Origin of the sequence: Pseudomonas serbica, from assembly GCF_028823535.1 — a bacterium.
Lineage (GTDB): Bacteria > Pseudomonadota > Gammaproteobacteria > Pseudomonadales > Pseudomonadaceae > Aquipseudomonas > Aquipseudomonas serbica.
In genome coordinates, this window is record NZ_JAQIYM010000009.1 from 52,138 (window position 1) to 76,617 (window position 24,480).

A 24,480-nucleotide genomic window follows, 5' to 3' on the forward strand; every position below is an offset into this window, starting at 1 on the left:
CTCTTCTCCCGGCGCAACGCTGGCCAGATCAGGCCGAAGCCGGCAACGGCTGGAAACTGAAGTATTGCTTCAATGCCTCCACCAACTGCCCATACTCCGGCGGTGCCCGTTGCAGGCTGAACCCGGCGTCGTAATGGTGGGGTGTTTCGTCCTCGTGGCACCACAAGCAACACGCCTGCAAATCGATGACCTGCATACACCCGCCGCTCGCGGGGATTTTCAGGCGCAAACCGAAATCGGCACCGATCATCATCGGCAACTGACTGATGAGCATCAGCCCGTCTTCGGAGACGTTGCCCAGAAACCCAATCGGCTTGTCGGTGACACTGTTGAACACTTTCAGAAAGTACGGCAGTTGATGCCGCTCGATACGGCGGTCAGTGAACATGCGCAATTCGCCCAGCCAGGCCCTTAAGCAGGGCCGCACTAATGCTTCGGAACGTGCCTGCCCGCTGTTGCATAAGGCATGGGCGCGCTCTCCCCGTTCCTGGTGCGACAGTCCATGAACCGCTGCCGCTTACTCCTGCCGATCACGGGTGTTACGTCGGTTTCGAGGCGAGGCTCCAAACCGCTTTATTCGACTATAGCTCACCGTCGCCGGTGAGCCAGCCACCCAATGATAATCACAATCAGAAGCGGGTAGGACGCACCGCCGCCGAACTGCGCAGCGGGTAGTGACCCAGCGCTTGCAAGGTTTCCAGGCGCGCCTGGGCGCGGTAGGCGTATTCGCTTTGCGGGTATGACGCGATAATGAACTGGTAGGTTTGCGCCGCATCGACAAACAGTTTCTGCCGCTCCAGGCACAGACCGCGCAGCATCGACACTTCCGGCCACACATAAGGCCGCGCGCGACTGGCGCGTTCGACCTTGGACAGCTCGAGTGTCACTTGCTCGCAATTACCGCGGTCATAGGCACTGTAGGCAAGATTCAAATGATGGTTCATCGACCAACGGGTGCAGCCCACGACACTGAGGGCAAGGACGGCTATGAGCACGAATCGCATGGGAGTTCTCCTGACTTGAGTTCTGTATCGACCCATGGCTCAAAATCTTCAGGCTGCCGACAACCAAAAGTGTTCGGTTCAATAAACAAACGAATAAGTAGTGCACATGAACAATGACTACACCCCAAGAGCATAGTAGCCTCACTCAGCGCTTGAACTCAGGAGTCTTTGCATGTCCGTCCGTCGTACCAAAATCGTCGCCACCCTTGGCCCGGCCAGTAACTCGCCGGAAGTTCTCGAACAGCTGATCCTGGCTGGCCTGGACGTCGCCCGCCTGAACTTCTCCCACGGCACCCCCGACGAGCACAAGGCTCGCGCGAAGCTGGTGCGTGACCTGGCCGCCAAGCACGGCCGTTTCGTTGCATTGCTGGGTGACCTGCAAGGCCCGAAAATCCGTATCGCCAAATTCGCCAACAAAAAGATCGAGCTGAAGATCGGTGATCAATTCACCTTCTCCACCAGCCATCCCCTGACCGAAGGCAACCAGCAAGTGGTCGGCATCGACTACCCGGACCTGGTCAAGGACTGCGGTGTAGGCGACGAGCTGCTGCTCGACGACGGTCGCGTGGTGATGCGCGTCGATACCGCCACTGCCACCGAACTGAACTGCACCGTGACCATCGGCGGCCCGCTGTCGGACCACAAAGGCATCAACCGTCGTGGTGGCGGCCTGACCGCTCCGGCCCTGACTGAAAAAGACAAGGCTGACATCAAGCTCGCTGCGGAAATGGAAGTCGACTACCTCGCGGTTTCCTTCCCGCGCGATGCCGCCGACATGGAATACGCCCGTCAACTGCGCGATGAAGCCGGCGGTACTGCCTGGCTGGTGGCGAAGATCGAACGCGCCGAAGCCGTGGCCGATGACGATACCCTCGACGGCCTGATCAAAGCCTCCGACGCCGTGATGGTGGCCCGTGGCGACCTCGGTGTGGAAATCGGCGACGCCGAGCTGGTGGGCATCCAGAAGAAGATCATTCTGCACGCACGCCGCCACAACAAGGCCGTGATCGTGGCGACCCAGATGATGGAGTCGATGATCCAGAACCCGATGCCGACCCGCGCTGAAGTCTCTGACGTAGCCAACGCCGTGCTCGACTACACCGACGCCGTGATGCTTTCGGCCGAAAGTGCTGCCGGCCTGTATCCGCTGGAAGCCGTTCAGGCGATGGCGCGCATCTGTGTCGGCGCTGAAAAGCACCCGACCAGCAAGACCTCCAGCCACCGTATTGGCAAGGAATTCACGCGCTGTGACGAAAGCATTGCACTGGCGACCATGTACACCGCCAACCACTTCCCGGGCGTGAAGGCGATCATCGCCCTGACCGAAAGTGGCTACACCCCGCTGATCATGTCGCGCATCCGCTCCTCGGTGCCGATCTATGCGTTCACCCCGCACCGCGAAGCCCAGGCCCGCGCGGCCATGTTCCGTGGCGTGTACACCATCCCGTTCGACCCGGCGTCGCTGGCGCCGAACGAAGTCAGCCAGAAGGCGATCGACGAGCTGGTCAAGCGCGGCGTCGTACAGAAAGGCGACTGGGTCATCCTGACCAAGGGCGACAGCTACCACACCACCGGCGGCACCAACGGCATGAAAATCCTGCACGTTGGCGATCCAATGGTCTGAGTGATCGAGCGCTGAAAAGTAAAAGCCCTGCCATGTGAATGGCGGGGCTTTTTTTCGTTTGAAGGAGTCAGTTCTCTCTAATGGCCAAGCGCCAGCCGTCAACGTTGACAGTTCCTATTTTTCCTCCGCGGTTTTACTAATGAACAACTGCAGATATGCCTGCAGAACATTCCAGGGAGAGAGAAATGACCATTTCAGTTGCAGCACAAACGACAAAATTGTCATTGCCGGCCTATCAGAATTCAGGAGTGCTGTAATTCGCTACCACGGCTGACACGTTGCACCCGCGGATCGCCAACGGGATGGTCAGAGTGGCCGACCACTGAAATATCAGCGTTCAGCCACGGCTCAGGAACACGTCGGCCAACAGCTGATTGCGCGGCAGTCCCGCCAGATACAGGCGCCGGGCAAAGACGTCGACGCTGTCGGGGGCTCCGCAGACCAAGGCCAGGGTTTGTCGGGAAACAAGACGCAGTTGTGTCAAGGCCGCTGGTAACTCGGCCGGCGTCCAGAATTCAACCGTCAGGTTCGGGCGACTGGCCGCCAGGGCTTGCAGTGGTTTGGCCAGATAATGCTCGTTGGCATCGTGCGCCAGGTGAATGACGCGAATGGCGCCTCGATGATCTTGGCGTAACGCTTCTCGCAACACCCCAAACAAAGGTCCCAATCCGGTGCCGGCCGCCATCAGCCACAGCGGTCGGTCGTGCCAGTCCGGGTCGTATTGCAAGGCCCCGCCGCGCAACTCGCCGAGACGGATCGGGTCACCGATGTTTAGCTGACGAGCTGCGTCGCAAAATTCCCCCGACTGGCGACAATCGAGGTGAAACTCGAGAAAGCGGTCCTCTTCCGGGAGGCTGGCAAGGGAGTACGGCCGCGCCACGTTACCCGCCCACAGCACCAGATGCTGGCCGGCCCTGTAGCGCAATGGCCGCAGTGCAGTCAGGCGCAAGCGCAATACGTTGGGGCTCAACCAATCGGCGGCGGCGACCTCGGCCGGACGACCGTCCTGTTGCGGGTCGAAGGTGTGCACTTGCAAGTCCTCGACCACCTGGCACTGGCAGGCCAGGCGCCAGCCTTGCTGACGCTGCTCCGCGCTCAGGGCATCGGGGCGGCTATCGCTCGGCAACCCCTGCACGCACTGCACCAGGCACGCATGACAACTGCCGGCGCGACAGCTGTAGGGTACGGGCACACCGTTCTGATTCAGGGCATCGAGCAGGTTTGTGCCGGCTGTCACCGACCATTGGCGATCGCCCACGCGTAATTCAGGCATCGACATTTTCCCATGCCGCCGCGCAACGATTGCGGCCGTCACGCTTGGCGCGATAAAGCGCCTGGTCTGCCCGCTGCAAGGCTTCATCGAGATCATCGCCCATTTCCAGCAGGGTCATGCCGGCGCAAAGGCTGAGACTGCCCACCTTCAAGCCAATCAGCTGGACATCGGTAAAGGCGATGCGCAGCCGCTCGCAACAGGCGGTCAACCGTTCGGCATCGCAATCAGGCAGTAACACCACGAACTCTTCTCCGCCGTAGCGTGCCAGGACATCACCGTCACGCAGGCAGGCCGACGCCACGCCGGCAAAAGCCTGCAGCACCTGATCCCCAGCCGCATGGCCGTGAAGGTCATTGATGCGCTTGAAATGATCGAGATCGATCAGCGCAAGGCCATGCACGACGCCGGCCTCCATGGCTTCCAGTTCCCGTGAAGCCAGGCTCAGGAAATGCCGGCGATTGAACAGCCCGGTCAACTCGTCGGTAGCCACCAGGTCCTCGAGCTGGCGCATCATCCCGCGCAACGTGTCCTGGTGCGCCTGCAAGGCGAAGCGGCGCTGGCGCATGCGCAGGCGTGAAGCCTGGACGTGACGGGCGTACACCTCAAGCCAGACCAGGACAATAAACAGCACGCACACCTGCAACACCGCTAGCGCCGGGTCGGCCAGCTGAAAGTGGTAGCCCTCCCACAGCGTGATCGCGCTGAAACTGAAGAACACCAGCAACGCGCACCGGGCAAACGCGCGGCGCGACAGATGAAACAGCCCGAACAACAGAATCAGCACGTAGAACACCAGGAACGCGCCGCGTGCCTCATCCAGATTGACAATCAGCCAGGTTTGCCAGCCCAGCCCCAGCAATACCTGCGCCTCGGTCAGGCTGGGGTCGGAAAAACGCAGGTTGCAGCCGCTGTAGAACACCACGAACAACGCCGCCTGGCTGATGACCACGAGTGCGCTGCCAACGGCGACATTGGCCAGCGGCTCATCGTAATGACCGGTAAAAAACGCCAGCCACAGCAGCAGCAAAGCCAAGGCATAGGTGCCGGCCGCGAGGGCAAAACGTTTGAGCAACAGGCGCTGGATGGCGTTATGGGTCAATCGTTGACTCACCCTATGAAAGGAGACTGACAGAGCGTCCTACTCTACAGACCGATTGCCACTTTAGTGGTGCGGCCGATAAATGACCATTCAATTTTCAGGGGTTGCAGGCACTTTGCCCATAGCGGGGATCGGCTACGACAATGAGACCAAGGTTTGACCACCGGCGCGTGTACCCGCCAGCAAGGCGCGTTATACTGCCGCGCCTTTTTAGCGTCGCGCCAGCATGCCCGGCGTGCCTTGAAAGGTGCTTGCAACCGACCGATGCACCCAAGCTGCAAGCACCTTATTGAATGTTCCCGTCTTTTAGAGGAGCGCGACTCATGACCGTGATCAAGCAAGACGACCTGATTCAGAGCGTTGCCGACGCCCTGCAGTTCATTTCCTACTACCACCCCGTGGATTTCATCCAGGCGATGCACGAGGCCTACCTGCGTGAAGAATCGCCGGCAGCTCGCGATTCGATGGCGCAGATCCTGATCAACTCGCGCATGTGCGCCACCGGCCACCGCCCGATCTGCCAGGACACCGGCATCGTGACCGTGTTTGTCCGGGTGGGCATGGACGTTCGTTGGGATGGCGCCACCATGGGCCTGGACGACATGATCAACGAAGGCGTGCGTCGCGCCTACAACCTGCCGGAAAACGTCCTGCGTGCTTCGATCCTCGCCGACCCGGCGGGCGCTCGCAAGAACACCAAGGACAACACCCCGGCCGTTATCCATTACTCCATCGTCCCGGGTAATACCGTGGAAGTGGACGTGGCGGCCAAGGGCGGCGGTTCCGAGAACAAGTCGAAAATGGCCATGCTCAACCCGTCCGACTCGATCGTCGACTGGGTTCTGAAGACCGTTCCGACCATGGGCGCCGGCTGGTGCCCACCGGGCATGCTCGGCATCGGCATCGGCGGCACCGCCGAGAAAGCCGCGGTCATGGCCAAGGAAGTGTTGATGGAATCCATCGACATTCACGAGCTGAAGGCCCGTGGCCCGCAGAACCGCATTGAAGAAATGCGCCTGGAGCTGTTCGAGAAGGTCAACCAGCTGGGCATCGGCGCCCAGGGCCTCGGTGGCCTGACCACCGTGCTCGACGTGAAGATCATGGACTACCCGACCCACGCCGCTTCGTTGCCGGTGTGCATGATCCCGAACTGCGCCGCCACCCGTCACGCCCACTTCGTGCTCGACGGTTCCGGCCCGGCCTCGCTGGAAGCGCCACCGCTGGACGCCTACCCGGAAATCGTCTGGGAAGCCGGCCCGTCGGCCCGTCGCGTCAACCTCGACACCCTGACCCCGGAAGAAGTGCAGAGCTGGAAACCGGGCGAAACCGTCTTGCTCAACGGCAAGATGCTCACCGGTCGCGACGCTGCGCACAAGCGCATGGTCGAGATGCTGAACAAGGGTGAAACCCTGCCGGTGGACCTCAAGGGTCGCTTCATCTATTACGTCGGCCCGGTTGATCCGGTTCGCGAAGAAGTGGTTGGCCCGGCTGGCCCGACCACCGCGACGCGGATGGACAAGTTCACCCGCCAGATCCTCGAGCAAACCGGCCTGCTGGGCATGATCGGCAAATCCGAGCGCGGTCCTACCGCCATCGACGCGATCAAGGACCACAAGGCCGTTTACCTGATGGCAGTGGGCGGCGCGGCTTACCTGGTGGCGCAAGCGATCAAGAAATCCCGCGTTGTCGCTTTCGCCGAACTGGGCATGGAAGCGATCTACGAGTTCGACGTCAAGGACATGCCTGTGACCGTTGCGGTCGACAGCAAGGGCGAGTCCGTGCACATCACCGGTCCTGCCATCTGGCAGCAAAAGATCAGTGAAAGCCTGGCGGTAGAAGTGCAGTAAGCGCTTCGACCGGCACGAAAAAGGCGACAGGGGGATGCTCCTGTCGCCTTTTTTATTGCCTGCTTTTGCAAGAGCCGCTTTTATGGGATGACAGCAAAGCCCCATGGTATGGTGCGCCCCCGTACACCTGTGTAATACCCAAGCATGTTTGAATCCTCTCGTCCTTTGCGCCTGGCGCTGTATACCCTGTTGATCATCGCTGGCGCCGCCCTCGCCGCGACCCTGGCCGTTCGTCAAACCGTGCGCCAGTCACTGGTCGATGACGCAGCCCGTGCCAATCAGCAATTGGCGCTGTATGCCACCTCCCTGCATACCCTAATCGAACGCTACCGCGCCCTGCCCTCGGTGCTGGCACTCGACCCGCAATTGCGCGACGCACTCAAAGGCCCGGTGAGCCCCGGGCAACAGGAGGTGCTCAACCGCAAACTGGAACAGATCAACGGCGCCGCCGAGTCTTCGACCCTGGAACTGCTCGATCGCACCGGCCTGGCCGTGGCAGCGAGCAACTGGCGTTTGCCCAGCAGCTACGTCGGCCACAACTACGGTTTTCGCCCCTACTTCAACCAGACCCGCACCCAAGGCACCGGGCGTTTTTACGCCGTGGGGGTGACCAGTGGAATTCCGGGCTACTTCCTCTCCAGCGCGGTGACTAACGACGATGGCCAGTTTCTCGGCGCCATGGTGGTGAAACTGGAGTTTCCCGAGCTGGAACGCGAATGGCGCCAGGGTAGCGACACCCTGCTGGTCAGCGACGCCCGCGGCATCATCTTCATCGCCAACCAGCCGGGCTGGCGCTATCGGCACCTGAAACCGCTGAGCGACATCGATCGCGCCGAACTCAAGACCACCCGCCAATACGACAAGCAGCCGCTGATGCCGCTTGAATACCGATCATTGCGCCGCTTCGACGAAAACAGCGACCTGGCACGGGTCGATGGCCCCGACGGCCCGGCCGATTACCTGTGGGAATCCCTGCCGCTGGCCGCCGAAGGCTGGACCCTGCACCTGCTGCGCCGCCCGCAGGTTGCCTTTGAAGACAGTCGTAACGCCGCACTCGCTGCAGCGGGTATATGGCTGACGCTGGTGTTTCTGCTGCTGTTTCTCAACCAGCGCTGGCGCCTGGCCAAACTGCGCCAGCGCAGCCGCGAAGAACTCGAGCAACTGGTTGAAGAACGTACCCGCGACCTGCGCACCGCTCAGGAAGGCCTGGTGCAATCGGCCAAACTGGCCGCCCTCGGCCAGATGTCCGCCGCCCTCGCCCACGAGATCAACCAGCCGCTGACCGCCCAGCGCATGCAATTGGCGACCCTGCGGCTGCTGCTCGATCACGGCCGGGTCGACGAAGCCTACAAGGCGCTCAAGCCGCTGGATGAAATGCTCACGCGCATGGCCGCGCTCACCGGTCACCTGAAGACCTTCGCCCGCAAAAGCCCCAGTGGCTTGCGCGAACGCCTGGACCTGGCCTCGGTGGTGGACCAGGCGCTGCAACTGCTCGACACACGATTGCGCGACGAACAGGTCAGCACCGTGCTGCACCTGACGCGACCGGCCTGGGTGCGTGGCGATGCGATTCGCCTGGAGCAAGTGCTGATCAATCTGCTGCGCAATGCCCTGGATGCGATGCAGGACAAACCCTGCAAGCGTCTGGAGATTCGCCTCGAAGCCGAAGAGCAAGCGTGGCGCCTGAGCGTCATCGACAACGGCGGCGGGATTGCCGAAGAACATCTGTCGAAAGTGTTCGACCCGTTCTTCACCACCAAACCGGTGGGCGATGGCCTGGGTATCGGCCTGGCGGTGTCCTTCGCTATCGTTCATGAATCGGGTGGACGCCTGACGGCGGATAATCATGACAAAGGCGCGGTGTTCTCCCTGACCTTGCCGATCGACCTGGAGGCGCACGGTTCATGCTCAATTCAGTGATGGTGGTCGACGACGAAAGCAGCATTCGCAGCGCCGTCGAGCAATGGCTGAGCCTGTCGGGTTTCGAAGTGCAGTTGTTCAGCCGCGCCGACGAGTGCCTCGCGCAGTTGCCCAGGCATTTTGCCGGGGTGATTCTGAGCGACGTGCGCATGCCCGGCATGAGCGGCCTGGAACTGCTGGCCGAAGTACAGCGCCGCGACGCCGATTTGCCGGTGATTCTGCTGACGGGCCACGGCGATGTCCCCATGGCGGTCGACGCGATGCGCGATGGCGCCTACGATTTCCTGGAAAAACCCTTCAGCCCTGAAACCCTCCTCGGCAGTTTGCGCCGGGCGCTGGACAAGCGCCGGCTGGTCCTGGAAAACCGAGCCCTGCACGAACAGGCGGACAACCGCGCCAAACTTGACGCCACCTTGCTCGGTGTTTCCCGTAGCTTGCAGACCTTGCGCCGGCAGGTGCTCGATCTGGCGGCGCTCCCGGTCAATGTCTTGATCCGCGGCGAAACCGGCAGCGGCAAGGAGCTGGTTGCCCGTTGCCTGCACGACTTCGGCCCACGTGCCGATAAACCCTTCGTCGCCTTGAACTGCGCGGCCATCCCCGAACAACTGTTCGAGGCCGAGCTGTTCGGCCACGAAAGTGGCGCATTCACCGGCGCCCAGGGCAAGCGCATCGGCAAGCTTGAATACGCCGATGGCGGCACGCTGTTTCTCGATGAAATCGAAAGCATGCCCCTGGCGCAGCAGGTGAAATTGTTGCGGGTGTTGCAGGAGCAAAAGCTCGAGCGATTGGGTTCAAACCAAAGTATTCGCGTGGACTTGCGGATCATCGCCGCGACCAAACCGGACTTGCTCGAGGAAGCGCGGGCCGGACGTTTTCGCGAGGACCTGGCTTACCGTCTGAACGTCGCTGAGTTGCGCCTGCCACCCTTGCGCGACCGCCGCGAAGACATTCCGTTGTTGTACGAGGCCTTTGCCCGCAGTGCCGCCGAGCGCCTGGGCCGCACCTTTGCGCCGTTGAGCGGGCCGCAGCTGAGCCATCTGTTGAGTCACGACTGGCCGGGCAATGTGCGTGAACTGGCGAATGTTGCCGAGCGTCAGGTGTTGGGACTTGGCGAGCCTGTACCGGCGGGCATAGAGCCCGGGCAGTCACTGGCGGCGCAACAGGAAGCCTTTGAAGCGCAGTGCCTGCGCGCGGCGTTGACCCGGCACAAGGGTGATGTGAAAGCGGTGCTCGAAGAGCTGCAACTGCCGCGCCGGACATTCAATGAAAAAATGCAGCGGCATGGATTGAACCGGGAGATGTTCCTCGGTGAATGATCGTTCCCACGCTCCGCGTGGGAACGATCAGGCTCGGCGAATTTCCGCTCACAGCCATTCCTTCATAAGCGGATTTCCGCTCATCCACTCTACCAAACCCCTCTAAACCGGCCTTCTCCCTGTTGGCACAGCTCCTGCTATAGCCCCCGCAGGCTGCGTTAACGCGCGCTCCACAAAAAATAATTAAACGAAGGATCCTTCAATGGATAACTCCAATACCCTGCCCCGTGGGTCGGCTGCCGTGCCGACAAAAGAACGAACCACCTCCAGCCGCATCAAATCGATCTTCAGCGGTTCCGTGGGCAACATGGTCGAGTGGTATGACTGGTATGTCTACGCCGCTTTCTCGCTGTACTTCGCCAAGACCTTTTTCCCCAAAGGCGATACCACCGCACAACTGCTGAATACCGCCGCGATCTTCGCCGTGGGTTTCCTGATGCGTCCGATCGGCGGCTGGTTGATGGGCCTGTACGCCGACAAGGTGGGCCGCAAAAAGGCGCTGATGGCCTCGGTGTACCTGATGTGCTTTGGCTCTCTGCTGATCGCCCTGAGCCCCGGCTATGAAATCATCGGCATCGGCGCGCCGATCCTGCTGGTGTTCGCCCGTCTGCTGCAGGGCCTGTCGGTCGGTGGCGAGTACGGCACCTCCGCCACCTACCTCAGCGAAATGGCGACCAAGGAACGTCGTGGTTTCTACTCCAGCTTCCAGTACGTGACCCTGATCTCCGGTCAGCTCATAGCGCTGGCCGTACTGATCATCCTGCAAAACGTACTGACCACCGAAGAACTGTATGCCTGGGGCTGGCGCATCCCGTTCGCCATCGGCGCGCTGTGTGCCGTGGTCGCGCTATACCTGCGTCGCGGCATGGAAGAAACCGAGTCCTTCACCAAGAAGGAAAAGGCCAAGGAAAGCGCGATGCGCACCTTGATGCGCCATCCAAAAGAACTGATGACCGTGGTCGGCTTGACCATGGGCGGTACGCTGGCGTTCTACACCTACACCACCTACATGCAGAAATACCTGGTGAACACTGTCGGCATGAGCATCTCCGACTCCACCACCATTTCTGCGGCCACGCTATTCCTGTTCATGTGCCTGCAACCGATCATCGGCGGGCTCTCGGACAAAATCGGCCGCCGACCAATCCTGATTGCCTTCGGCATTCTGGGCACACTGTTCACCGTGCCGATCCTCACCACCCTGCACACCATCCAGACCTGGTGGGGCGCGTTCTTCCTGATCATGGCGGCGCTGATCATCGTCAGCGGCTACACCTCGATCAACGCGGTAGTGAAGGCCGAACTGTTCCCGACCGAAATTCGCGCCCTGGGCGTGGGCCTGCCGTATGCCCTGACCGTGTCGATCTTCGGCGGCACCGCTGAATACATCGCGCTATGGTTCAAGAGCATTGGCATGGAAACCGGTTACTACTGGTATGTCACTGCCTGCATCGCCGTGTCGTTGCTGGTCTACATCACCATGAAAGACACCCGCAAGCATTCGCGGATCCTCACCGACTAAGTCCAGGCGCGTCTTGGCAAAAGGGGGCAGTCCGTCGGGATCTGCCCCCTTTTTTGTTTGTCCTGAGCGCTGTAGGAAAAATCTGTCGTGCACAGCGTCAGACGGATTAATCACGAGTTAATGCCCGCCCGCCATCCTGAACACGTCCACTCGATTGACTGCGATTCGCTCATTCAGCTTCTGATAGCGAAAAAGCCTGACGGCCTTAACATCTAATTAATCGATTGTTCTTAGCATTATTTTGCGCTTTTTAATCAGTTTAATTGGCGTAGCATGAAACCCATACCCAAGACACAAAACGCCAAAGAACCTGGAGAAATGAACATGAAAACCAAACTGATCCTCGCCATCGCCCTGTCCGTATTGGCCGCCAACACCTTTGCCGCCGACGGATTCGACCGCACAGGCTCCGCCGTTGCCGCCGATGGCTACGACCGCACCGGCGGCGCCACCGTCGCCGAAGATGGCTACGACCGTACTGGCGGCGCCACCGTCGCCGAAGATGGCTACGACCGTACTGGCGGCGCCACCGTCGCCGAAGATGGCTACAACCGTACTGGCGGCGCTTCCGTCAGCTGATTCATTCAAGCGGCATCACAGCCCGGCTTCGGCCGGGCTTAGTCATTTCTGTGGCACCGAAAATCTGCGGGCAAACCATAGAACCTGTGGGAGCGGGCTTGCTCGCGAATGCGGTTTTACATTCAACATTTCTGTTGCATGACACACCGATTTCGCAAGCGAGCCCGCTCCCACATTGACTGAGTCCGTACTGGAAAAATGTCGGCGGTCCTTGCACCATGTCCGCCTCCCGTAAGTGCCAGGAATTCCCGCCATGCCCGACGACATCCACTACTACGAACCCGTCAACGGCCACGGCCTGCCCCACGACCCGTTCAACGCGATCGTCGGCCCGCGTCCCATCGGCTGGATTTCTTCACAGGATGCCGAAGGCCGCTTGAACCTGGCGCCCTACAGCTTCTTCAACGCCTTCAACTACATTCCGCCGATCATTGGTTTTTCCAGCGTCGGACGCAAAGACAGCCTGAACAACATCGAACAGACCGGTGAGTTCGCCTGGAACCTGGCCACCCGGCCATTGGCTGAGCGAATGAACCAGAGCAGCGCCATGGTCGAGCCGCAGGTCAACGAATTCGAACTGGCGGGCCTGAGCACTGTCGCCTCGAAAGTCATTCAGGTGCCACGGGTCGCCGAAAGCCCGGTGTCTTTCGAGTGCAAGGTCACGCAGATCATTCAGTTGCAGCGGGCGGACGGCAATGTGGTGCCGAGTTGGCTGATTCTCGGCGAAGTGGTCGCCGTGCATATCGCCAAGTGGCTATTGAAGGATGGGTTGTACGACACCGCCGCGGCAGAACCGATTCTGCGCGGCGGCGGGCCGGCGGATTATTTCCAGTTGGGGCCCGAGGCGTTGTTCAAGATGTACCGCCCGGGGGCGGTGAAGTAATTACCAGATCAGCCCGCCGTCCTCGCTGACCCCCTTGAGGTGGGTCAACTGCAGGGCTGCGGCTTCGTCCGCATCTTTGGCGGTCTTGAAAGTCTGTTCTTCCAGCAATTTGTTGAAGCGAGGCGCACCGGAACCACCAATGGCTTTGGTGGCGATTGCCGCGTAATACCCGCCCTCACGGGGGACTACAGCCGATACGGCTTCGAAGGTTTCAAAGGCTTTACGTGCCATGTCGCGAATCCTGGCTGATTGAGAATGCCGTCATTAAACCCTCAACCGGCCAGTTTGTGTATATCTGCCCCGGACTGACGCAAGGCCTGCGCCGCCGACACATCCTTGAAGGTGTGAAAATCCAGGCTGTCGACCACCAGTTCCTGGACCAATTCGGCAAAAACCTCCATCGCCGGCGTGCTGAAATACGCGGTCATGGCTTGCTGGTTGGCCCAGAAACCGGACACCAGCCACAACTGCGGGTCGCATTGTGAATGCTGCAAGGCAAAATTCAGGCAACCGGGTGCGGCGCGGGACGGTTCGATCAGCGCACTCAGGCGCACACCCAGCTCTTGGGAACGCCCGGCGCGCGCTCGGACAAAGGCCATATGACTGACGGGGATCTGCTTGGACATGTTCAACCCTCCCGGGGAGTCGCGTGGCAGCCAGGGGACGGGCTGCGACAGGATCAAAGGTTAAAGGCCACGGCGCCTGTGTCGTTAGTCGATTCCTGCTGGCGCGTTGCACAATCCTGCGAACGTGCATGGGCGACCTGTAACAATGTGTGAAACCCAGGCAGGCTCGTGCCATACGTGTTTCAAGCAAGTTTTCCCGTCTGCGTCCTGCCTTGTCCGGATCCGCAAACAATCCCGTGCAGAATCAGGCAAGCATCAGGCAGGATGTGTCTACCGCTATTGCTTGCACAAACTTATGCTCTGCCCATCACCCATGCCTTGCCGAGGATGCCTTGCATGTCGTCGTTCGATCAATTCCAAGCCCCGCTTGACACCGACATGGAAAAGCAACGCGCGGAACTGGCGGCGATCATCCGTCGCAACACCGCCGAAGATGGCAGTTATGCCACTGCCATCGGCTCACTGTTCATGTCGCGCCACAGCCAGTCCCACGAGTTCGCCCCGGTGCTCGCGCAACCGGCGCTGTGCATCATGGCCCAGGGGCGCAAGGAAGTTCAGCTGGCTAACGAGTACTTCAATTACGACCCGCTGAACTATCTGGTGGTCTCGGTCTCGATGCCGCTGAGCGGGCGCGTGGTCGATGTCTCGGCCGAGGAGCCGATCCTGGCGTTGCGGCTGGACATCGACCCGACGGAAATCACCGCGCTGATCGCCGACGCCGGCCCTCTCGGCGTACCGACCCGGCCAACCGGGCGCGGGTTGTATGTCGAGCAGCTCGACAGCGCCATGCTCGACGCCGTGCTGCGCCTGGCACGGTTGCTCGACACTCCGAAAGACATCGCCATGCTCGCGCCGCTGATTCGCCGGGAAATTCTCTACCGCCTGTTACGCAGCAAGCAGGGGCACCGGCTGTATGAAATCGCCATTGCCAACAGCCAGAGTCATCGCATCAGTCAGGCGATCAAGTGGCTCAACGGCAACTATGAGCAGCCGTTGCGCATCGATGAGCTGGCAAAGGAAGTGAACCTGAGCGTGTCGACCTTGCATCACCGCTTCAAGGCGATGACAGCGATGAGTCCGTTGCAGTATCAGAAGCAATTGCGCCTGCAGGAAGCGCGGCGGCTGATGCTGGCCGAAGGGTTGGAGGCTTCGGCGGCGGGGTATCGGGTCGGGTATGAAAGCCCTTCGCAGTTCAGCCGGGAGTACAGCCGATTGTTCGGGGCTCCGCCGTTAAGGGATCTGGCGCGGTTGCGGTTGACGGTTTGATCCGGCGCCTTCGCTGGCAAGCCAGCTCCTACAAGGGATCGCTGTAACCTGTAGGAGCTGGCTTGCCAGCGAAGGGGGCCTGTCAGGCGCCGAGTACCCGGCAAGCCTCAGCTGGCAATGTCACCGACACCGGATGCCCAACGCTCAAGCCAAAGCCCTGGCACGGCGTACTCAGCGCCGTAAACGACACCCCGGAACACTCCACCGTGGTCTCGATGGTCGCGCCGATATCGCGCACGAACGTCACCTTGCCCAGCAAGCGGTTACCCGCCGTGGCCTGCGGTGCCGACAGTTGCAGGTCTTCCGGGCGAATCAGCATCTTCACTTTCTCCCCCACCACGATGCTGCTGCAGATCGGCACTTGCAGTGCATCGCCGCCCGGCAGGCTGATCTTGCCGTTGCCCAGCGCCGTGGCCGGGAAGATATTGCCCGAGCCAATGAAGTCGGCGACGAACTCGTTGGCCGGGTGCCGGTAGATCTCGATCGGGGTACCCACCTGCTGCACCTTGTGTTCGCCCAATACGACGACGATATCGGCCATGGTCATGGCCTCGCGCTGGTCGTGGGTCACCATGATGGTGGTGATGTTCAGGCGCTGTTGCAGCTGACGGATCTCCACCTGCATCGACTCGCGCAACTTGGCATCCAGCGCCGACAGCGGTTCGTCGAGCAAGAGGATTTTGGGGTGCGAGGCAATCGCCCGGGCAATCGCCACGCGCTGACGCTGGCCGCCGGACAGTTTCGCCACCGGCCGATCGATCATGGGTTGCAGCTGGATCAATTCCAGCAACTCCACCACCCGCGCCTGCCGATCCGCCTTGCTGACCCCGCGCAGTTTCAGAGGATAAGCAATGTTTTCGCCCACGGTCATGTGCGGGAACAGCGCCAGCGACTGGAACACCATGCCGAAATTTCGCAGGTGCGCCGGGGTGTGACCGATGTCTTCGCCGTCCAGGCGAATTTCGCCACCGCTCAGGGTTTCCAGCCCGGCGATCATCCGCAGCAAAGTGGTTTTGCCGCAACCCGAGGGGCCGAGGAAACACACCAGTTTGCCTTCGGGCAAATGCAGGTTTACATCCTTTACCGCGCAGGCCGAGCCGTAATGTTTCTCGACGTTTTCCAGAATCAGACCAGTCATGTGAATCACCTCAAGAAATCAGAACGAAACGCCACCTTCACCGACCAGCTTCTCCAGCGCCCAGATCAGGACGAAGTCGATCAGCACGATCAGCACGGCAAACGAAAATACGGTTGGGTCGAGCGAAGACACGGTGCGGCTGTACATCCAGATCGGCACGGTCATGACGTCGATGGTGTAGAGGAAATAGGTCACGGTGAATTCGTTGAACGAAACGATGAACGCCAGCAGCATGCCCGCCAGGATCCCCGACTTCATCAACGGCACGACCACGTCGACAATCGCCCGCAGCGGCGAAGCGCCAAGCATTTGCGCAGCTTCCTCGACTTCGCTGCCGATCGAGAGCATGGCCGCCGTGCAGTTCTTCACCACGAACGGCAAGGCCAGGATCACGTGGGCAATCACCAGGCGCGAGGTGGTCATATGGAACGGCAGGCTGTCGAACACCAGCAGCAGCGCCAGGCCCAACACCACCATCGGGAACACCAGCGGCAACGACATCAGTTGCAGCGCCACGGCCTTGCCGCGGAACTCGCAACGGGTCAGCGCGTAGGCTGCCGGCACCGCGATGATCGTAGCGAAGATCATGGTCAGGCATGACACCAGCAAGCTGGTGGTCATGGCTTGGCCGAGACTCAGCACGTCACTGGAATCAGGTGACACAAAGGTGTGCCAGGCGGCCTTGTACCATTGCAGGCTGTAGCTGCTCGGCGGGAAGTCGAGGTTCGATGCGCCGCTGAACGACATGACGATCATGGTCAGGATCGGCAGTACCGCCAGCAGCAGGATGAAGCCCGAAAGGATGCCGGCAAACTTGCCGGTCTCGCCGGGCAACAGTCCATAACGCTTCTTGGTCAGGGTGCTCATTGGGAAGCCTCCAGCATGCGCCGACGACGGCCAGTGATGTATTCGGACAAGGTCATGATCGCGAGCGTGGTGACGATCAGCACCACGCCGGCAGCGGACGCGGCGGGCCAGTTCATCAGCGGGGCGATCTGGTCATGCACCATCACCGCCAGCATCGGCACGCGCCGGCCACCGAGCAGCAAGGGCACCACGAAGCTGCTGGCGTTGTAGGCGAACACCAGGGTCGCGCCGGTGATGATCCCCGGCATGCTCATCGGCAACACCACCTGGCGGAACACCTGGAAGCGACTGGCGCCGAGGGTGGCGGCCGCTTCTTCGTAACTGCGGGCGACGCCGCGCATGGCGCTGGCAATCGGCAACACGGCCAATGGGAAAGCGGTTTGCACCAGGCCCATCAACACGCCGTTCTGGTTGTAGAGCAGCATGATCGGGCGCTTGATCAGGCCCAGGCCCATCAGCGCCTGGTTGAGCATGCCACCGGGGCCGAGGATCACCAGCCAGCCGTAGCTTTGCAGCAGCAGGTTGACCAGCAATGGCAGCAACACCGCCGCCAGGAAGATCCGTCGCACGAACGGCGAGGTCAGGCGCGACATGGTGTAGGCCACCGGGATCGCCAGGATCACTGCGATCACCGCGCTGATCAGCGCCAGGCGCAGGGTCAGCATCAGCGACTTGAGGTAATAGGGTTCAAGCAACTGGGCGTAACTGGCCAGGCTGAAGCCGGACCATTCCGCGCCCTTGGTGCCCACGCTCATGCGCAGCACCAGCAGGCTGGCGGCAATCAGCACGCCCAGGAACAGCATCGACGGCGTGAGGAAAAACCAGGCGCGGGCGGTCGGCGAAACACCGAGGCGTGGGCGCGACTCAGCGGCGCTGACCGAATGGGTCAAAGGTTGGTGTTCCATAGCAAAGGTCTCGTCAATGGAAAGCAGCTGACAGACACAAGACTTCCAGACACATCGGCCCCCTTGTGGGAGCGAGCCTGCTCGCGAAAGCGGTGTGTCAGTCACATCAATATTGAATGTGCTGACGCATTCGCGAGCAGGCTCGCTCCCACAGGGGATCTTCAGTGTTTGAAGATCCTGTGTAGGTCACTCGATCAGGAAGAAAAGATTTCCGTGTAACGACGAATCCATTGGTCATGCACGGTGGCCAGGAAGGCGTTGTCGTGCATGATCGCCTTCTCGGCAATCTGCTCCGGCGTGAGGATGTACGGGCTCTTGCGCGCTTCGGCGGAGATGATCGCCTTGGCGTTGACCGGGCCGTTGTAGATGTCTTCCGCCATCTTGCCCTGCACCAATGGGTCCAGAGAGTGGTTGATGAACGCGTAGGTCAGGTCGGTATCGCCCGGACGATTCTTCGGCATCACCGAAAGCATCAGGTCGGTGTAGAAACCTTCCTTCATGCCGAAGGTGGCGCCCAGGCCGTAGTTCGGATCGCGGATCTGTTTCGGGAAAAACGCCGGGGCGTACAGGCCGCCCATGTCCAGGGAACCGGTGCGGAACAGCTCGGCGATCTGGTTCGGGTTTTCGCCCAGGGTCACCACACGGTCCTTGAGCTCGGCGAGTTTCTTGAAGCCCGGCTCGATATTGTGCTCGTCACCACCGGCCAGTTTGGCGGCAATGATGATCAGGTCCATGGCCTCGGTCCAGTTCGGCGGCGGCAGGAAGATGTTCGGCGACAGGTCGGCATCCCACAGGGCGGCGTAGCTGTTCGGCGCTTCCTTGATCGTACGGGTGCTGTAGACCAGGCTGTTGCACCAGAGCAAGTAGCCGATACCGTGGCCATTGGCGCCGGTGCGGTATTTCTCAGGTACATCGACCAGGTTGGGAATGCGGTTGAGGTCGGGTTTTTCCAGCAGGTTGGCGGCGGCCAGGCCTTCGGCGCCGACGCCGGCCAGGGTGATGATGTCGTACTGCGGACGATCACCGCCGGCCTTGAGCTTGGCGACCATTTCCGAGGTACTGCCGGTGCGGTCGGCGATGACCTTGCAGCCATACTTGTCTTCAAACGTCGCGGCGATGTTGCGCAGCGCAGCCAGACCGGTGTCGTCGGACCAGGTCAGCAGGCGCAGGGTCTTGCCTTGAAAGCGGGTGTCGCTGGCATTGGCCTTGACGAACGGCAGGCTCATGGCTGCCGCGGCAACCGAGGCTACGCCCACGGTCTTGATGAATTGACGTCTGTTCAGATCATGCTCGCCCATTACGGACTCCCTTTGTTTTTGTAGGTATAAGGCAGGTCGAAACTGTTGCATCCGCGCGGCTGGACCAGCGTTACCCCTCGTATTTTCGGGGGTTTTACTGAGCCAGCGAGGTCATCCTGAGGTCGTGTAAAACAGCTGACTATCGATAAAAACTCATTGAAGCCATGACGCCGGCGCATGCCTCATCACATGGCACGCGCCGACCGTTTTCGTGCCGTCAGACGGCACGAATCACGTGCTTGATTTCCTGGAAAGCCTGCAAGCCCCACGGCCCCAATTCGCGGCCGATGCTGCTCTGCTTGTAGCCACCCCAAGCGGTCTGCGGGAAGATCACCTGCGGCGCGTTGATCCACACAAGCCCCGCCTGTAAGGCGTTGGCGACGCGGTCCGCAGTCTCGGCATTGCGCGTAACCACGCTGGCGACCAGGCCGAACTGGCTGTCGTTGGCCAGGGCAATCGCTTCGGCCTCGGAGGCGAAACGGCGCACGCAGATCACCGGGCCGAAAATCTCTTCACACCACAGCGCACTGTCCAGGGGCACGTCGGTGAAAACCGTCGGCTGCAAAAAATACCCGCGCGGCAGGTCGGCCGGACGATTGCCACCGCACACCAGCCTGGCGCCAGCGCTCAAGCCGCGATCGATGTGGCCGAGCACGCGCTGGTATTGCGCCTGATTGACCAGCGCGCCCATTTCCACGTTCGGGTCGAACGGGTCGGCTACGCGGATGGCTTCAGCGCGGGCTTTCACACGGGTGAGGAATTCATCGGCCAGTTCATCGGCGACCAGCACGCGGCTGGTGGCGGAGCACATTTGCCCGGCGTTGAAGAAACCACCACCGCAGGCCACCTCCACCGCCAGGTCGAGATCGGCATCGGCCAGCACCAGCAAGGAAGATTTGCCGCCCAGTTCCAGGCTCACGCCCTTGACGGTTTCCGCTGCACGCTGCATGACATGCACGCCGACTGCGTTGCTGCCGGTGAACGACACCTTGGCGATACGCGGGTCCGCTGTCAGCGGTGCGCCAACGGACAGGCCCGTGCCGCACACCAGGTTGAACACACCAGCCGGCAAGCCGGCCTGGGCAATGATCGTCGCCAGTTCCAGCTCCGGCAGCGGCGTCACTTCCGACGGCTTGAGCACCACGCAGCAACCGGCGGCCAGGGCCGGGGCGAGCTTCCACGCGGTGGTGACCATCGGGAAGTTCCACGGCACGATCAGGCCGACCACACCGCAAGGTTCACGGCGCAGGCGCGCACTGAAGTCGCCAGTCGGCAGTTCGACCGGGCTGTCCTGTTTCGCATCCAGCCCCTCGGCCAGGCCTGCGTAATACTCGAACGTGGCGATCACGTCATCGACGTCGATGGCCGCCTCGAACAATGGCTTGCCGTTGTTGCTCGACTGCAGGTGCATGAGTTTTTCGCGACCGGCCTGCACGCCTGTCGCAATTGCGCGCAGGATTGCACCGCGCTCGGCACCGCTGGTGTGCGACCAGGCGGCGAAGGCCTTGGTTGCCGCGCCCACGGCCAGGTCGACGGCGTGTTCGTCGCCGCCATTGACCGTGGTCAACAGCGCTTCAGTGGCCGGGTTGATCACCCGCAAATGTTCGTCGCCCGCCGACCATTGACCGTTGATGTACAAGCCGTCCAGGGTGATTGGAAAACTCATTTCGACACCGCCTTGGTCCACTCGGCCTGATCGATTTCAATCAGGGTCGGGCCCTGGCGATCGGTGGCGACACGCAATGCCGTGCGCAGTTGCTCGACACCATTGACCGCCTCGGCCGCGCAGCCCAAAGCCTTGGCGACACCGATGAAGTCCGGGGTATAGATGTCCACGCCGACCGGCTCGATGGCGCGGTTGACCATGTACTTCTTGATCTCTTCGTAGCCCTGGTTATTCCACAGCAGCACGATCACCGGCGTGCGCGCTTCAACGGCGCTGGCCAGTTCCGGCAGGGTGAATTGCAGGCCACCGTCGCCGATCAGGCACACTACCGGAGGACGTGCGCCGCCTTCGACAGTGCCGCCCAACCAGGCGCCAATCGCCGCTGGCAAGGCGTAGCCGAGGGTGCCGTATCCGGTGGACGAGTTGAACCAGCGACGCGGGCGCTCAGGGTTGAATGTCAGGTTGCCGGTGTACACCGGTTGGGTCGAATCGCCGACGAATACCGCGTTCGGCAGTTCGTGCAGGACGGTTTCCAGGAAACGGGTCTGGGCCAGGGTCGGCGCATCCCAGTTGGCGGCCAGCGCTTCACGCAAGCGGGCCGCGCGCACCTGGCCCCAATCGTTGCGGCGCTCGGCCAGTGGCTTGTGCGACAGTGCGCTGAGCAAGGCCTGGGCGGCGTTGCGCGAATCGGCCACCAGGGCCACGTGTGGCGGGTAGTTGCGAACGGTCTGGTCCGGGTCGATGTCGATGCGCAGCAGCTTGCCGGGAATCTCGAAGCCACCGGCGAAGGTGACATCGTAGTCGGTCTCGGCCAGTTCGGTACCGATGGCCAGGACCACATCGGCCTCGGCGACCAGTGCGCGAGTGGCGACCAGGCTCTGGGTCGAACCGATCAGCAGCGGGTGGGCGGCGTGCAGCATGCCCTTGGCGTTGATGGTCAGCGCAACGGGCGCGTCCAGCAATTCAGCCAGCTCGGTCAGCTCGGCGGCTGCATCGATGGCGCCGCCACCGGCGAGGATCAACGGCCGCTTGGCGCCCGCCAGCAGTTCGGTCATGCGCGAAACGGCGGACGGCGAAGCGCCAGCGCGGTCGATGTGCACCGGCAGGCTGCCCAGCAGGTCGTCGGCGTCTTCAACCAGGACGTCCAGCGGAATCTCGATGTGCACCGGACGCGGACGACCCGCCTGGAACAGCGCGAAGGCGCGGGCCAAGATACCCGGCAACTCGGACGCCGACATCAGGGTATGGGAGAACGCCGCCACGCCGCCGACCAGTGCGCTCTGGTTCGGCAACTCGTGGAGCTTGCCGCGACCGCCGCCCAGTTGGTTGCGGGTCTGTACGCTGGAGATCACCAGCATCGGGATCGAATCGGCATAGGCCTGGCCCATCGCCGTGGTGATGTTGGTCATGCCGGGGCCGGTGATGATGAAGCACACACCTGGCTTGCCGCTGGTGCGGGCATAGCCGTCGGCCATGAATCCGGCGCCCTGTTCGTGGCGAGGGGTGACGTGGTTGATGCTCGAACGGGCCAACCCGCGATACAGCTCCACGGTATGCACCCCGGGAATGCCGAACACCTGCTCGACCCCGTAACCTTCGAGTAACTTGACCAATACTTCGCCGCACGTCGCCATGTGATTGCCCTTCTTGTTCGTTTGAGACGCCGGGCCTGCGCAGTGTTTATGATGGATTCGCAGGTCCAGGGATGGCCTCATTGGAACGGGCGACACGTAGCCGCAACAATGGATAAAAAGTCATACTAGCCATGTCCTCACGTCATACCTTGGATCCCAATGAAACGATTGCCTCCCCTGCCGGCGCTGCACACTTTTCTGATTACCGCGCAGTGCTGCAACTTCACCCGGGCCGCCGAGCAACTGCACATCACCCAGGGCGCCGTGAGCCGGCAGATCGCCGGGCTGGAAGATCACCTGGGTTATGAACTGTTCATTCGCCAGGCCCGAGGCCTGGACCTGACCGCCGAGGGACGCGAGTGGCTGCCCCGGGTCCAGCAGATTTTCGGCCTGATCGACGAAGCCGTTGAGCAGATCGGCGAGAAGCGCGAAACCCTGCAACTCAAGGCCCCGACCTGCGTCATGCGCTGGCTGTTGCCACGGTTGTTGCAGTGGCAAAAAGAACGCCCGGACGTGCCGGTCGAACTGACCACCACGGTCAAGCATGGGGTGGATTTTCACCTCGAACAATTCGATGCGGCGGTGATGTACGGTGCGTCGCCAGACCATTCGCTGGTGGCGCAAAAACTCTTCGATGAGCAACTGACGCCGGTGTGTTCCCGGCCCATGCTCGAAGGCCCCATGGCCCTGCAGACACCGACCGACCTGCAACAACACTTGCTGCTGCACCCGACTCGCGATGAACGGGACTGGAAGGCCTGGTTGAAAGCCGCTGATGTGCAATTGAGCAATGTCGGCAAGGGCCAGCATTTCGAGACCCTGGACCTGGCCATGTCGATGGCGTCCCAGGGGACCGGCGTGGCGATCGGTGACTGGTCGCTGATCGGCGACGACTTGAATGCCGGCCGATTGGTCATGCCGTTCGAATTGAAGGTGAAAACCGGACTGGCGTATTACCTGGTTTTCCCGGAAAAACCCGGGCCTTCGGCGAAGTTGCGTGAATTGATGGGGTGGTTGGTGGAACAGGCGCAGGCGCGTTGAAACGCCCCCGCGCCTTCATTTGATACCGTGGGTTACCACTTCATCTCGCCCTTGGCGACCTTCGCGCTCAACTGCAGTGAGCTCTCTTCACCCAGTGCCGGGTAGCGCTTTTTCATCGCCGCGATCAGGGCCGCCGAATCCTTGGCCTTGGCGGTTTCCTCGTCAAAGGCCTTGATGTAATCGGCGGTGAATTGCACGGCGGCCAGGGAACGGGCGCTGTCGCCAAGGTAGTGACCCGGCACGATGGTGGTCGGCTTCAGGGTTTCGATCGAGTGCAATGTCGCCAGCCAGTCGGCGTGAGACTGCGGGGTTTGGGTGTCGGCCATCCACACGTGGATGTTGTCTGCCACGACCACGCCACCGACCACGGCCTTGATCGATGGAATCCACACGAAACTGCGATCCGGTTGCTTGCCCTCAAGGCCGACCACCTGCAGCTTCTGCCCTTCGAGCATCAGGCTGTCGCCCTTGAGCACGTCCGGCACGAGGGTTCTGGCCGGCACATCGGCGCCCATTTTCGGGCCCCAGAACGCCAGTTTGCCGTCGACGGTCTGCTTGATGTGATCCACGGTCGGCTGTGATGCGAGCACCTTGGCCTTGGGGAATGCAGCGGTGAGGGTATCGAGGCCGAAGTAGTAGTCCGGGTCGCCGTGGCTGATGTAGATGGTGGTCAGTTGCTTGCCGCTGGCGCGGATTTTTTCCACCACCTGTTCGGCCTGGGATTTGCCGAACTGGGCGTCCACCAGAATCGCCTCTTTCTCGCCGCTGACCAGCACCGACGTCACCGGGAATATCGCTTTTTCGCCGGGATTGTACACGTCCAGGGTCAATGTCGACGCCGCGGCGTGGGCGGCGAAACCGAAGGCGGTTGCCGCCAGCAAAACGCGCTTGAAGGTAGTTAAACCGGTCATCTGTTGCTCCGTTGTTTGAAGGCCTGGGTTGGCCGATAACTGGGAACAGAGCTTAGTTGCC

The 24,480-nt window shown here is 61.4% G+C and carries 22 protein-coding genes; 9 read left to right on the plus strand and 13 right to left on the minus strand.

Annotation, left to right across the window (positions count from 1 at the left end):
- Positions 1-28 precede the first annotated feature (28 nt).
- Both NQL71_RS15945 and NQL71_RS15950 read right to left on the minus strand, forming a co-directional pair.
- Positions 29-388 carry a PilZ domain-containing protein gene (locus tag NQL71_RS15945; protein ID WP_274643000.1) on the minus strand — a complete coding sequence of 120 codons (360 nt, stop codon included), beginning with the start codon at positions 386-388 and terminating at the stop codon, positions 29-31.
- A 241-nt stretch (positions 389-629) separates the two neighbouring features.
- Entirely contained in the window at positions 630-1,004 is a 375-nt protein-coding gene (locus NQL71_RS15950) for a tetratricopeptide repeat protein (RefSeq protein ID WP_046818835.1), read from the minus strand.
- A gap of 172 nt (positions 1,005-1,176) precedes the next feature.
- Here NQL71_RS15950 and pyk point away from each other — a divergent pair, with 172 nt between their 5' ends.
- Positions 1,177-2,628, plus strand: coding sequence for a pyruvate kinase (pyk, locus tag NQL71_RS15955; protein ID WP_046818836.1), 1,452 nt, complete (start codon positions 1,177-1,179; stop codon positions 2,626-2,628).
- A gap of 337 nt (positions 2,629-2,965) precedes the next feature.
- On the opposite strand, the gene NQL71_RS15960 is transcribed toward pyk, so the two are convergent.
- Both NQL71_RS15960 and NQL71_RS15965 read right to left on the minus strand, forming a co-directional pair.
- The gene (locus NQL71_RS15960; protein ID WP_077185267.1) at positions 2,966-3,901 is read right to left on the minus strand and encodes an iron-sulfur-binding ferredoxin reductase; all 936 of its coding nucleotides are present in this window, start codon (positions 3,899-3,901) and stop codon (positions 2,966-2,968) included.
- The gene (locus NQL71_RS15965; RefSeq protein ID WP_274643001.1) at positions 3,894-5,000 is read right to left on the minus strand and encodes a GGDEF domain-containing protein; all 1,107 of its coding nucleotides are present in this window, start codon (positions 4,998-5,000) and stop codon (positions 3,894-3,896) included. The genes NQL71_RS15960 and NQL71_RS15965 overlap by 8 nt, the downstream gene beginning before the upstream one ends.
- 323 nt (positions 5,001-5,323) lie before the next feature.
- Here NQL71_RS15965 and NQL71_RS15970 point away from each other — a divergent pair, with 323 nt between their 5' ends.
- From NQL71_RS15970 to NQL71_RS15995, 6 genes are all read left to right on the plus strand, one after another.
- Positions 5,324-6,847 carry a fumarate hydratase gene (locus NQL71_RS15970; RefSeq protein ID WP_008061943.1) on the plus strand — a complete coding sequence of 508 codons (1,524 nt, stop codon included), beginning with the start codon at positions 5,324-5,326 and terminating at the stop codon, positions 6,845-6,847.
- Positions 6,848-6,991: 144 nt separating this feature from the next.
- A complete protein-coding gene (gene mifS / locus NQL71_RS15975) occupies positions 6,992-8,767 on the plus strand; it encodes a sensor histidine kinase (RefSeq protein WP_248686859.1) in 1,776 nt (591 codons plus the stop codon).
- Positions 8,752-10,083 (plus strand): two-component system response regulator MifR, encoded by a 1,332-nt coding sequence (mifR, locus tag NQL71_RS15980; RefSeq protein ID WP_046818841.1) that lies wholly within the window; start codon positions 8,752-8,754, stop codon positions 10,081-10,083. The genes mifS and mifR overlap by 16 nt, the downstream gene beginning before the upstream one ends.
- A 202-nt stretch (positions 10,084-10,285) precedes the next feature.
- Entirely contained in the window at positions 10,286-11,605 is a 1,320-nt protein-coding gene (locus tag NQL71_RS15985; protein ID WP_046818842.1) for an MFS transporter, read from the plus strand.
- Positions 11,606-11,929: 324 nt separating this feature from the next.
- Positions 11,930-12,184 carry a hypothetical protein gene (locus NQL71_RS15990; protein ID WP_274643002.1) on the plus strand — a complete coding sequence of 85 codons (255 nt, stop codon included), beginning with the start codon at positions 11,930-11,932 and terminating at the stop codon, positions 12,182-12,184.
- 253 nt (positions 12,185-12,437) lie between these two features.
- Positions 12,438-13,067, plus strand: a complete 630-nt coding sequence (locus NQL71_RS15995) for a flavin reductase family protein (protein ID WP_274643003.1) — start codon at positions 12,438-12,440, stop codon at positions 13,065-13,067.
- On the opposite strand, the gene NQL71_RS16000 is transcribed toward NQL71_RS15995, so the two are convergent.
- Together NQL71_RS16000 and NQL71_RS16005 are read right to left on the minus strand one after the other, a co-directional pair.
- Positions 13,068-13,298 (minus strand): hypothetical protein, encoded by a 231-nt coding sequence (locus NQL71_RS16000; RefSeq protein ID WP_046818845.1) that lies wholly within the window; start codon positions 13,296-13,298, stop codon positions 13,068-13,070.
- 41 nt (positions 13,299-13,339) lie between these two features.
- Positions 13,340-13,693 carry a putative quinol monooxygenase gene (locus NQL71_RS16005; protein WP_046818846.1) on the minus strand — a complete coding sequence of 118 codons (354 nt, stop codon included), beginning with the start codon at positions 13,691-13,693 and terminating at the stop codon, positions 13,340-13,342.
- A 336-nt stretch (positions 13,694-14,029) separates the two neighbouring features.
- On the opposite strand from NQL71_RS16005, the gene NQL71_RS16010 reads away from it, so the two are divergent.
- Positions 14,030-14,959, plus strand: coding sequence for an AraC family transcriptional regulator (locus NQL71_RS16010; protein ID WP_046818847.1), 930 nt, complete (start codon positions 14,030-14,032; stop codon positions 14,957-14,959).
- Positions 14,960-15,041: 82 nt separating this feature from the next.
- Here the strand turns inward: NQL71_RS16010 and NQL71_RS16015 are convergent, their stop codons facing one another.
- The 6 genes from NQL71_RS16015 to NQL71_RS16040 all read right to left on the minus strand — a co-directional run bounded on the left by NQL71_RS16015 (position 15,042) and on the right by NQL71_RS16040 (position 22,467).
- A complete protein-coding gene (locus NQL71_RS16015) occupies positions 15,042-16,097 on the minus strand; it encodes an ABC transporter ATP-binding protein (RefSeq protein ID WP_077185257.1) in 1,056 nt (351 codons plus the stop codon).
- Between the two features lie 18 nt (positions 16,098-16,115).
- The gene (locus NQL71_RS16020) at positions 16,116-16,964 is read right to left on the minus strand and encodes an ABC transporter permease (protein WP_046818849.1); all 849 of its coding nucleotides are present in this window, start codon (positions 16,962-16,964) and stop codon (positions 16,116-16,118) included.
- Entirely contained in the window at positions 16,961-17,869 is a 909-nt protein-coding gene (locus tag NQL71_RS16025; protein WP_046818850.1) for an ABC transporter permease, read from the minus strand. The genes NQL71_RS16020 and NQL71_RS16025 overlap by 4 nt, the downstream gene beginning before the upstream one ends.
- Before the next feature lie 194 nt (positions 17,870-18,063).
- The gene (locus NQL71_RS16030; RefSeq protein ID WP_046818851.1) at positions 18,064-19,167 is read right to left on the minus strand and encodes an extracellular solute-binding protein; all 1,104 of its coding nucleotides are present in this window, start codon (positions 19,165-19,167) and stop codon (positions 18,064-18,066) included.
- A gap of 217 nt (positions 19,168-19,384) precedes the next feature.
- The gene (locus NQL71_RS16035) at positions 19,385-20,833 is read right to left on the minus strand and encodes an aldehyde dehydrogenase family protein (RefSeq protein ID WP_274643004.1); all 1,449 of its coding nucleotides are present in this window, start codon (positions 20,831-20,833) and stop codon (positions 19,385-19,387) included.
- Positions 20,830-22,467, minus strand: a complete 1,638-nt coding sequence (locus NQL71_RS16040) for a 5-guanidino-2-oxopentanoate decarboxylase (protein ID WP_274643005.1) — start codon at positions 22,465-22,467, stop codon at positions 20,830-20,832. The genes NQL71_RS16035 and NQL71_RS16040 overlap by 4 nt, the downstream gene beginning before the upstream one ends.
- A 159-nt stretch (positions 22,468-22,626) precedes the next feature.
- Here NQL71_RS16040 and NQL71_RS16045 point away from each other — a divergent pair, with 159 nt between their 5' ends.
- Entirely contained in the window at positions 22,627-23,508 is an 882-nt protein-coding gene (locus NQL71_RS16045; protein ID WP_046818854.1) for a LysR substrate-binding domain-containing protein, read from the plus strand.
- Positions 23,509-23,540: 32 nt separating this feature from the next.
- Here NQL71_RS16045 and NQL71_RS16050 read toward each other — a convergent pair whose 3' ends face one another.
- Positions 23,541-24,419 carry an MBL fold metallo-hydrolase gene (locus NQL71_RS16050; protein ID WP_274643006.1) on the minus strand — a complete coding sequence of 293 codons (879 nt, stop codon included), beginning with the start codon at positions 24,417-24,419 and terminating at the stop codon, positions 23,541-23,543.
- Positions 24,420-24,480 lie beyond the last annotated feature (61 nt).

Excerpts from the sequence above, each read along its gene's own strand:
- NQL71_RS15945 (WP_274643000.1), bottom strand. The coding sequence starts at position 388 with ATGTTCACTGACCGCCGTATCGAGCGGCATCAACTGCCGTACTTTCTG.
- NQL71_RS15950 (WP_046818835.1), bottom strand. The coding sequence starts at position 1,004 with ATGCGATTCGTGCTCATAGCCGTCCTTGCCCTCAGTGTCGTGGGCTGC.
- pyk (WP_046818836.1), top strand. The coding sequence starts at position 1,177 with ATGTCCGTCCGTCGTACCAAAATCGTCGCCACCCTTGGCCCGGCCAGT.
- NQL71_RS15960 (WP_077185267.1), bottom strand. The coding sequence starts at position 3,901 with ATGCCTGAATTACGCGTGGGCGATCGCCAATGGTCGGTGACAGCCGGC.
- NQL71_RS15970 (WP_008061943.1), top strand. The coding sequence starts at position 5,324 with ATGACCGTGATCAAGCAAGACGACCTGATTCAGAGCGTTGCCGACGCC.
- mifS (WP_248686859.1), top strand. The coding sequence starts at position 6,992 with ATGTTTGAATCCTCTCGTCCTTTGCGCCTGGCGCTGTATACCCTGTTG.
- mifR (WP_046818841.1), top strand. The coding sequence starts at position 8,752 with ATGCTCAATTCAGTGATGGTGGTCGACGACGAAAGCAGCATTCGCAGC.
- NQL71_RS15985 (WP_046818842.1), top strand. The coding sequence starts at position 10,286 with ATGGATAACTCCAATACCCTGCCCCGTGGGTCGGCTGCCGTGCCGACA.
- NQL71_RS15990 (WP_274643002.1), top strand. The coding sequence starts at position 11,930 with ATGAAAACCAAACTGATCCTCGCCATCGCCCTGTCCGTATTGGCCGCC.
- NQL71_RS15995 (WP_274643003.1), top strand. The coding sequence starts at position 12,438 with ATGCCCGACGACATCCACTACTACGAACCCGTCAACGGCCACGGCCTG.
- NQL71_RS16000 (WP_046818845.1), bottom strand. The coding sequence starts at position 13,298 with ATGGCACGTAAAGCCTTTGAAACCTTCGAAGCCGTATCGGCTGTAGTC.
- NQL71_RS16005 (WP_046818846.1), bottom strand. The coding sequence starts at position 13,693 with ATGTCCAAGCAGATCCCCGTCAGTCATATGGCCTTTGTCCGAGCGCGC.
- NQL71_RS16010 (WP_046818847.1), top strand. The coding sequence starts at position 14,030 with ATGTCGTCGTTCGATCAATTCCAAGCCCCGCTTGACACCGACATGGAA.
- NQL71_RS16015 (WP_077185257.1), bottom strand. The coding sequence starts at position 16,097 with ATGACTGGTCTGATTCTGGAAAACGTCGAGAAACATTACGGCTCGGCC.
- NQL71_RS16020 (WP_046818849.1), bottom strand. The coding sequence starts at position 16,964 with ATGAGCACCCTGACCAAGAAGCGTTATGGACTGTTGCCCGGCGAGACC.
- NQL71_RS16025 (WP_046818850.1), bottom strand. The coding sequence starts at position 17,869 with ATGGAACACCAACCTTTGACCCATTCGGTCAGCGCCGCTGAGTCGCGC.
- NQL71_RS16030 (WP_046818851.1), bottom strand. The coding sequence starts at position 19,167 with ATGGGCGAGCATGATCTGAACAGACGTCAATTCATCAAGACCGTGGGC.
- NQL71_RS16035 (WP_274643004.1), bottom strand. The coding sequence starts at position 20,833 with ATGAGTTTTCCAATCACCCTGGACGGCTTGTACATCAACGGTCAATGG.
- NQL71_RS16040 (WP_274643005.1), bottom strand. The coding sequence starts at position 22,467 with ATGGCGACGTGCGGCGAAGTATTGGTCAAGTTACTCGAAGGTTACGGG.
- NQL71_RS16045 (WP_046818854.1), top strand. The coding sequence starts at position 22,627 with ATGAAACGATTGCCTCCCCTGCCGGCGCTGCACACTTTTCTGATTACC.
- NQL71_RS16050 (WP_274643006.1), bottom strand. The coding sequence starts at position 24,419 with ATGACCGGTTTAACTACCTTCAAGCGCGTTTTGCTGGCGGCAACCGCC.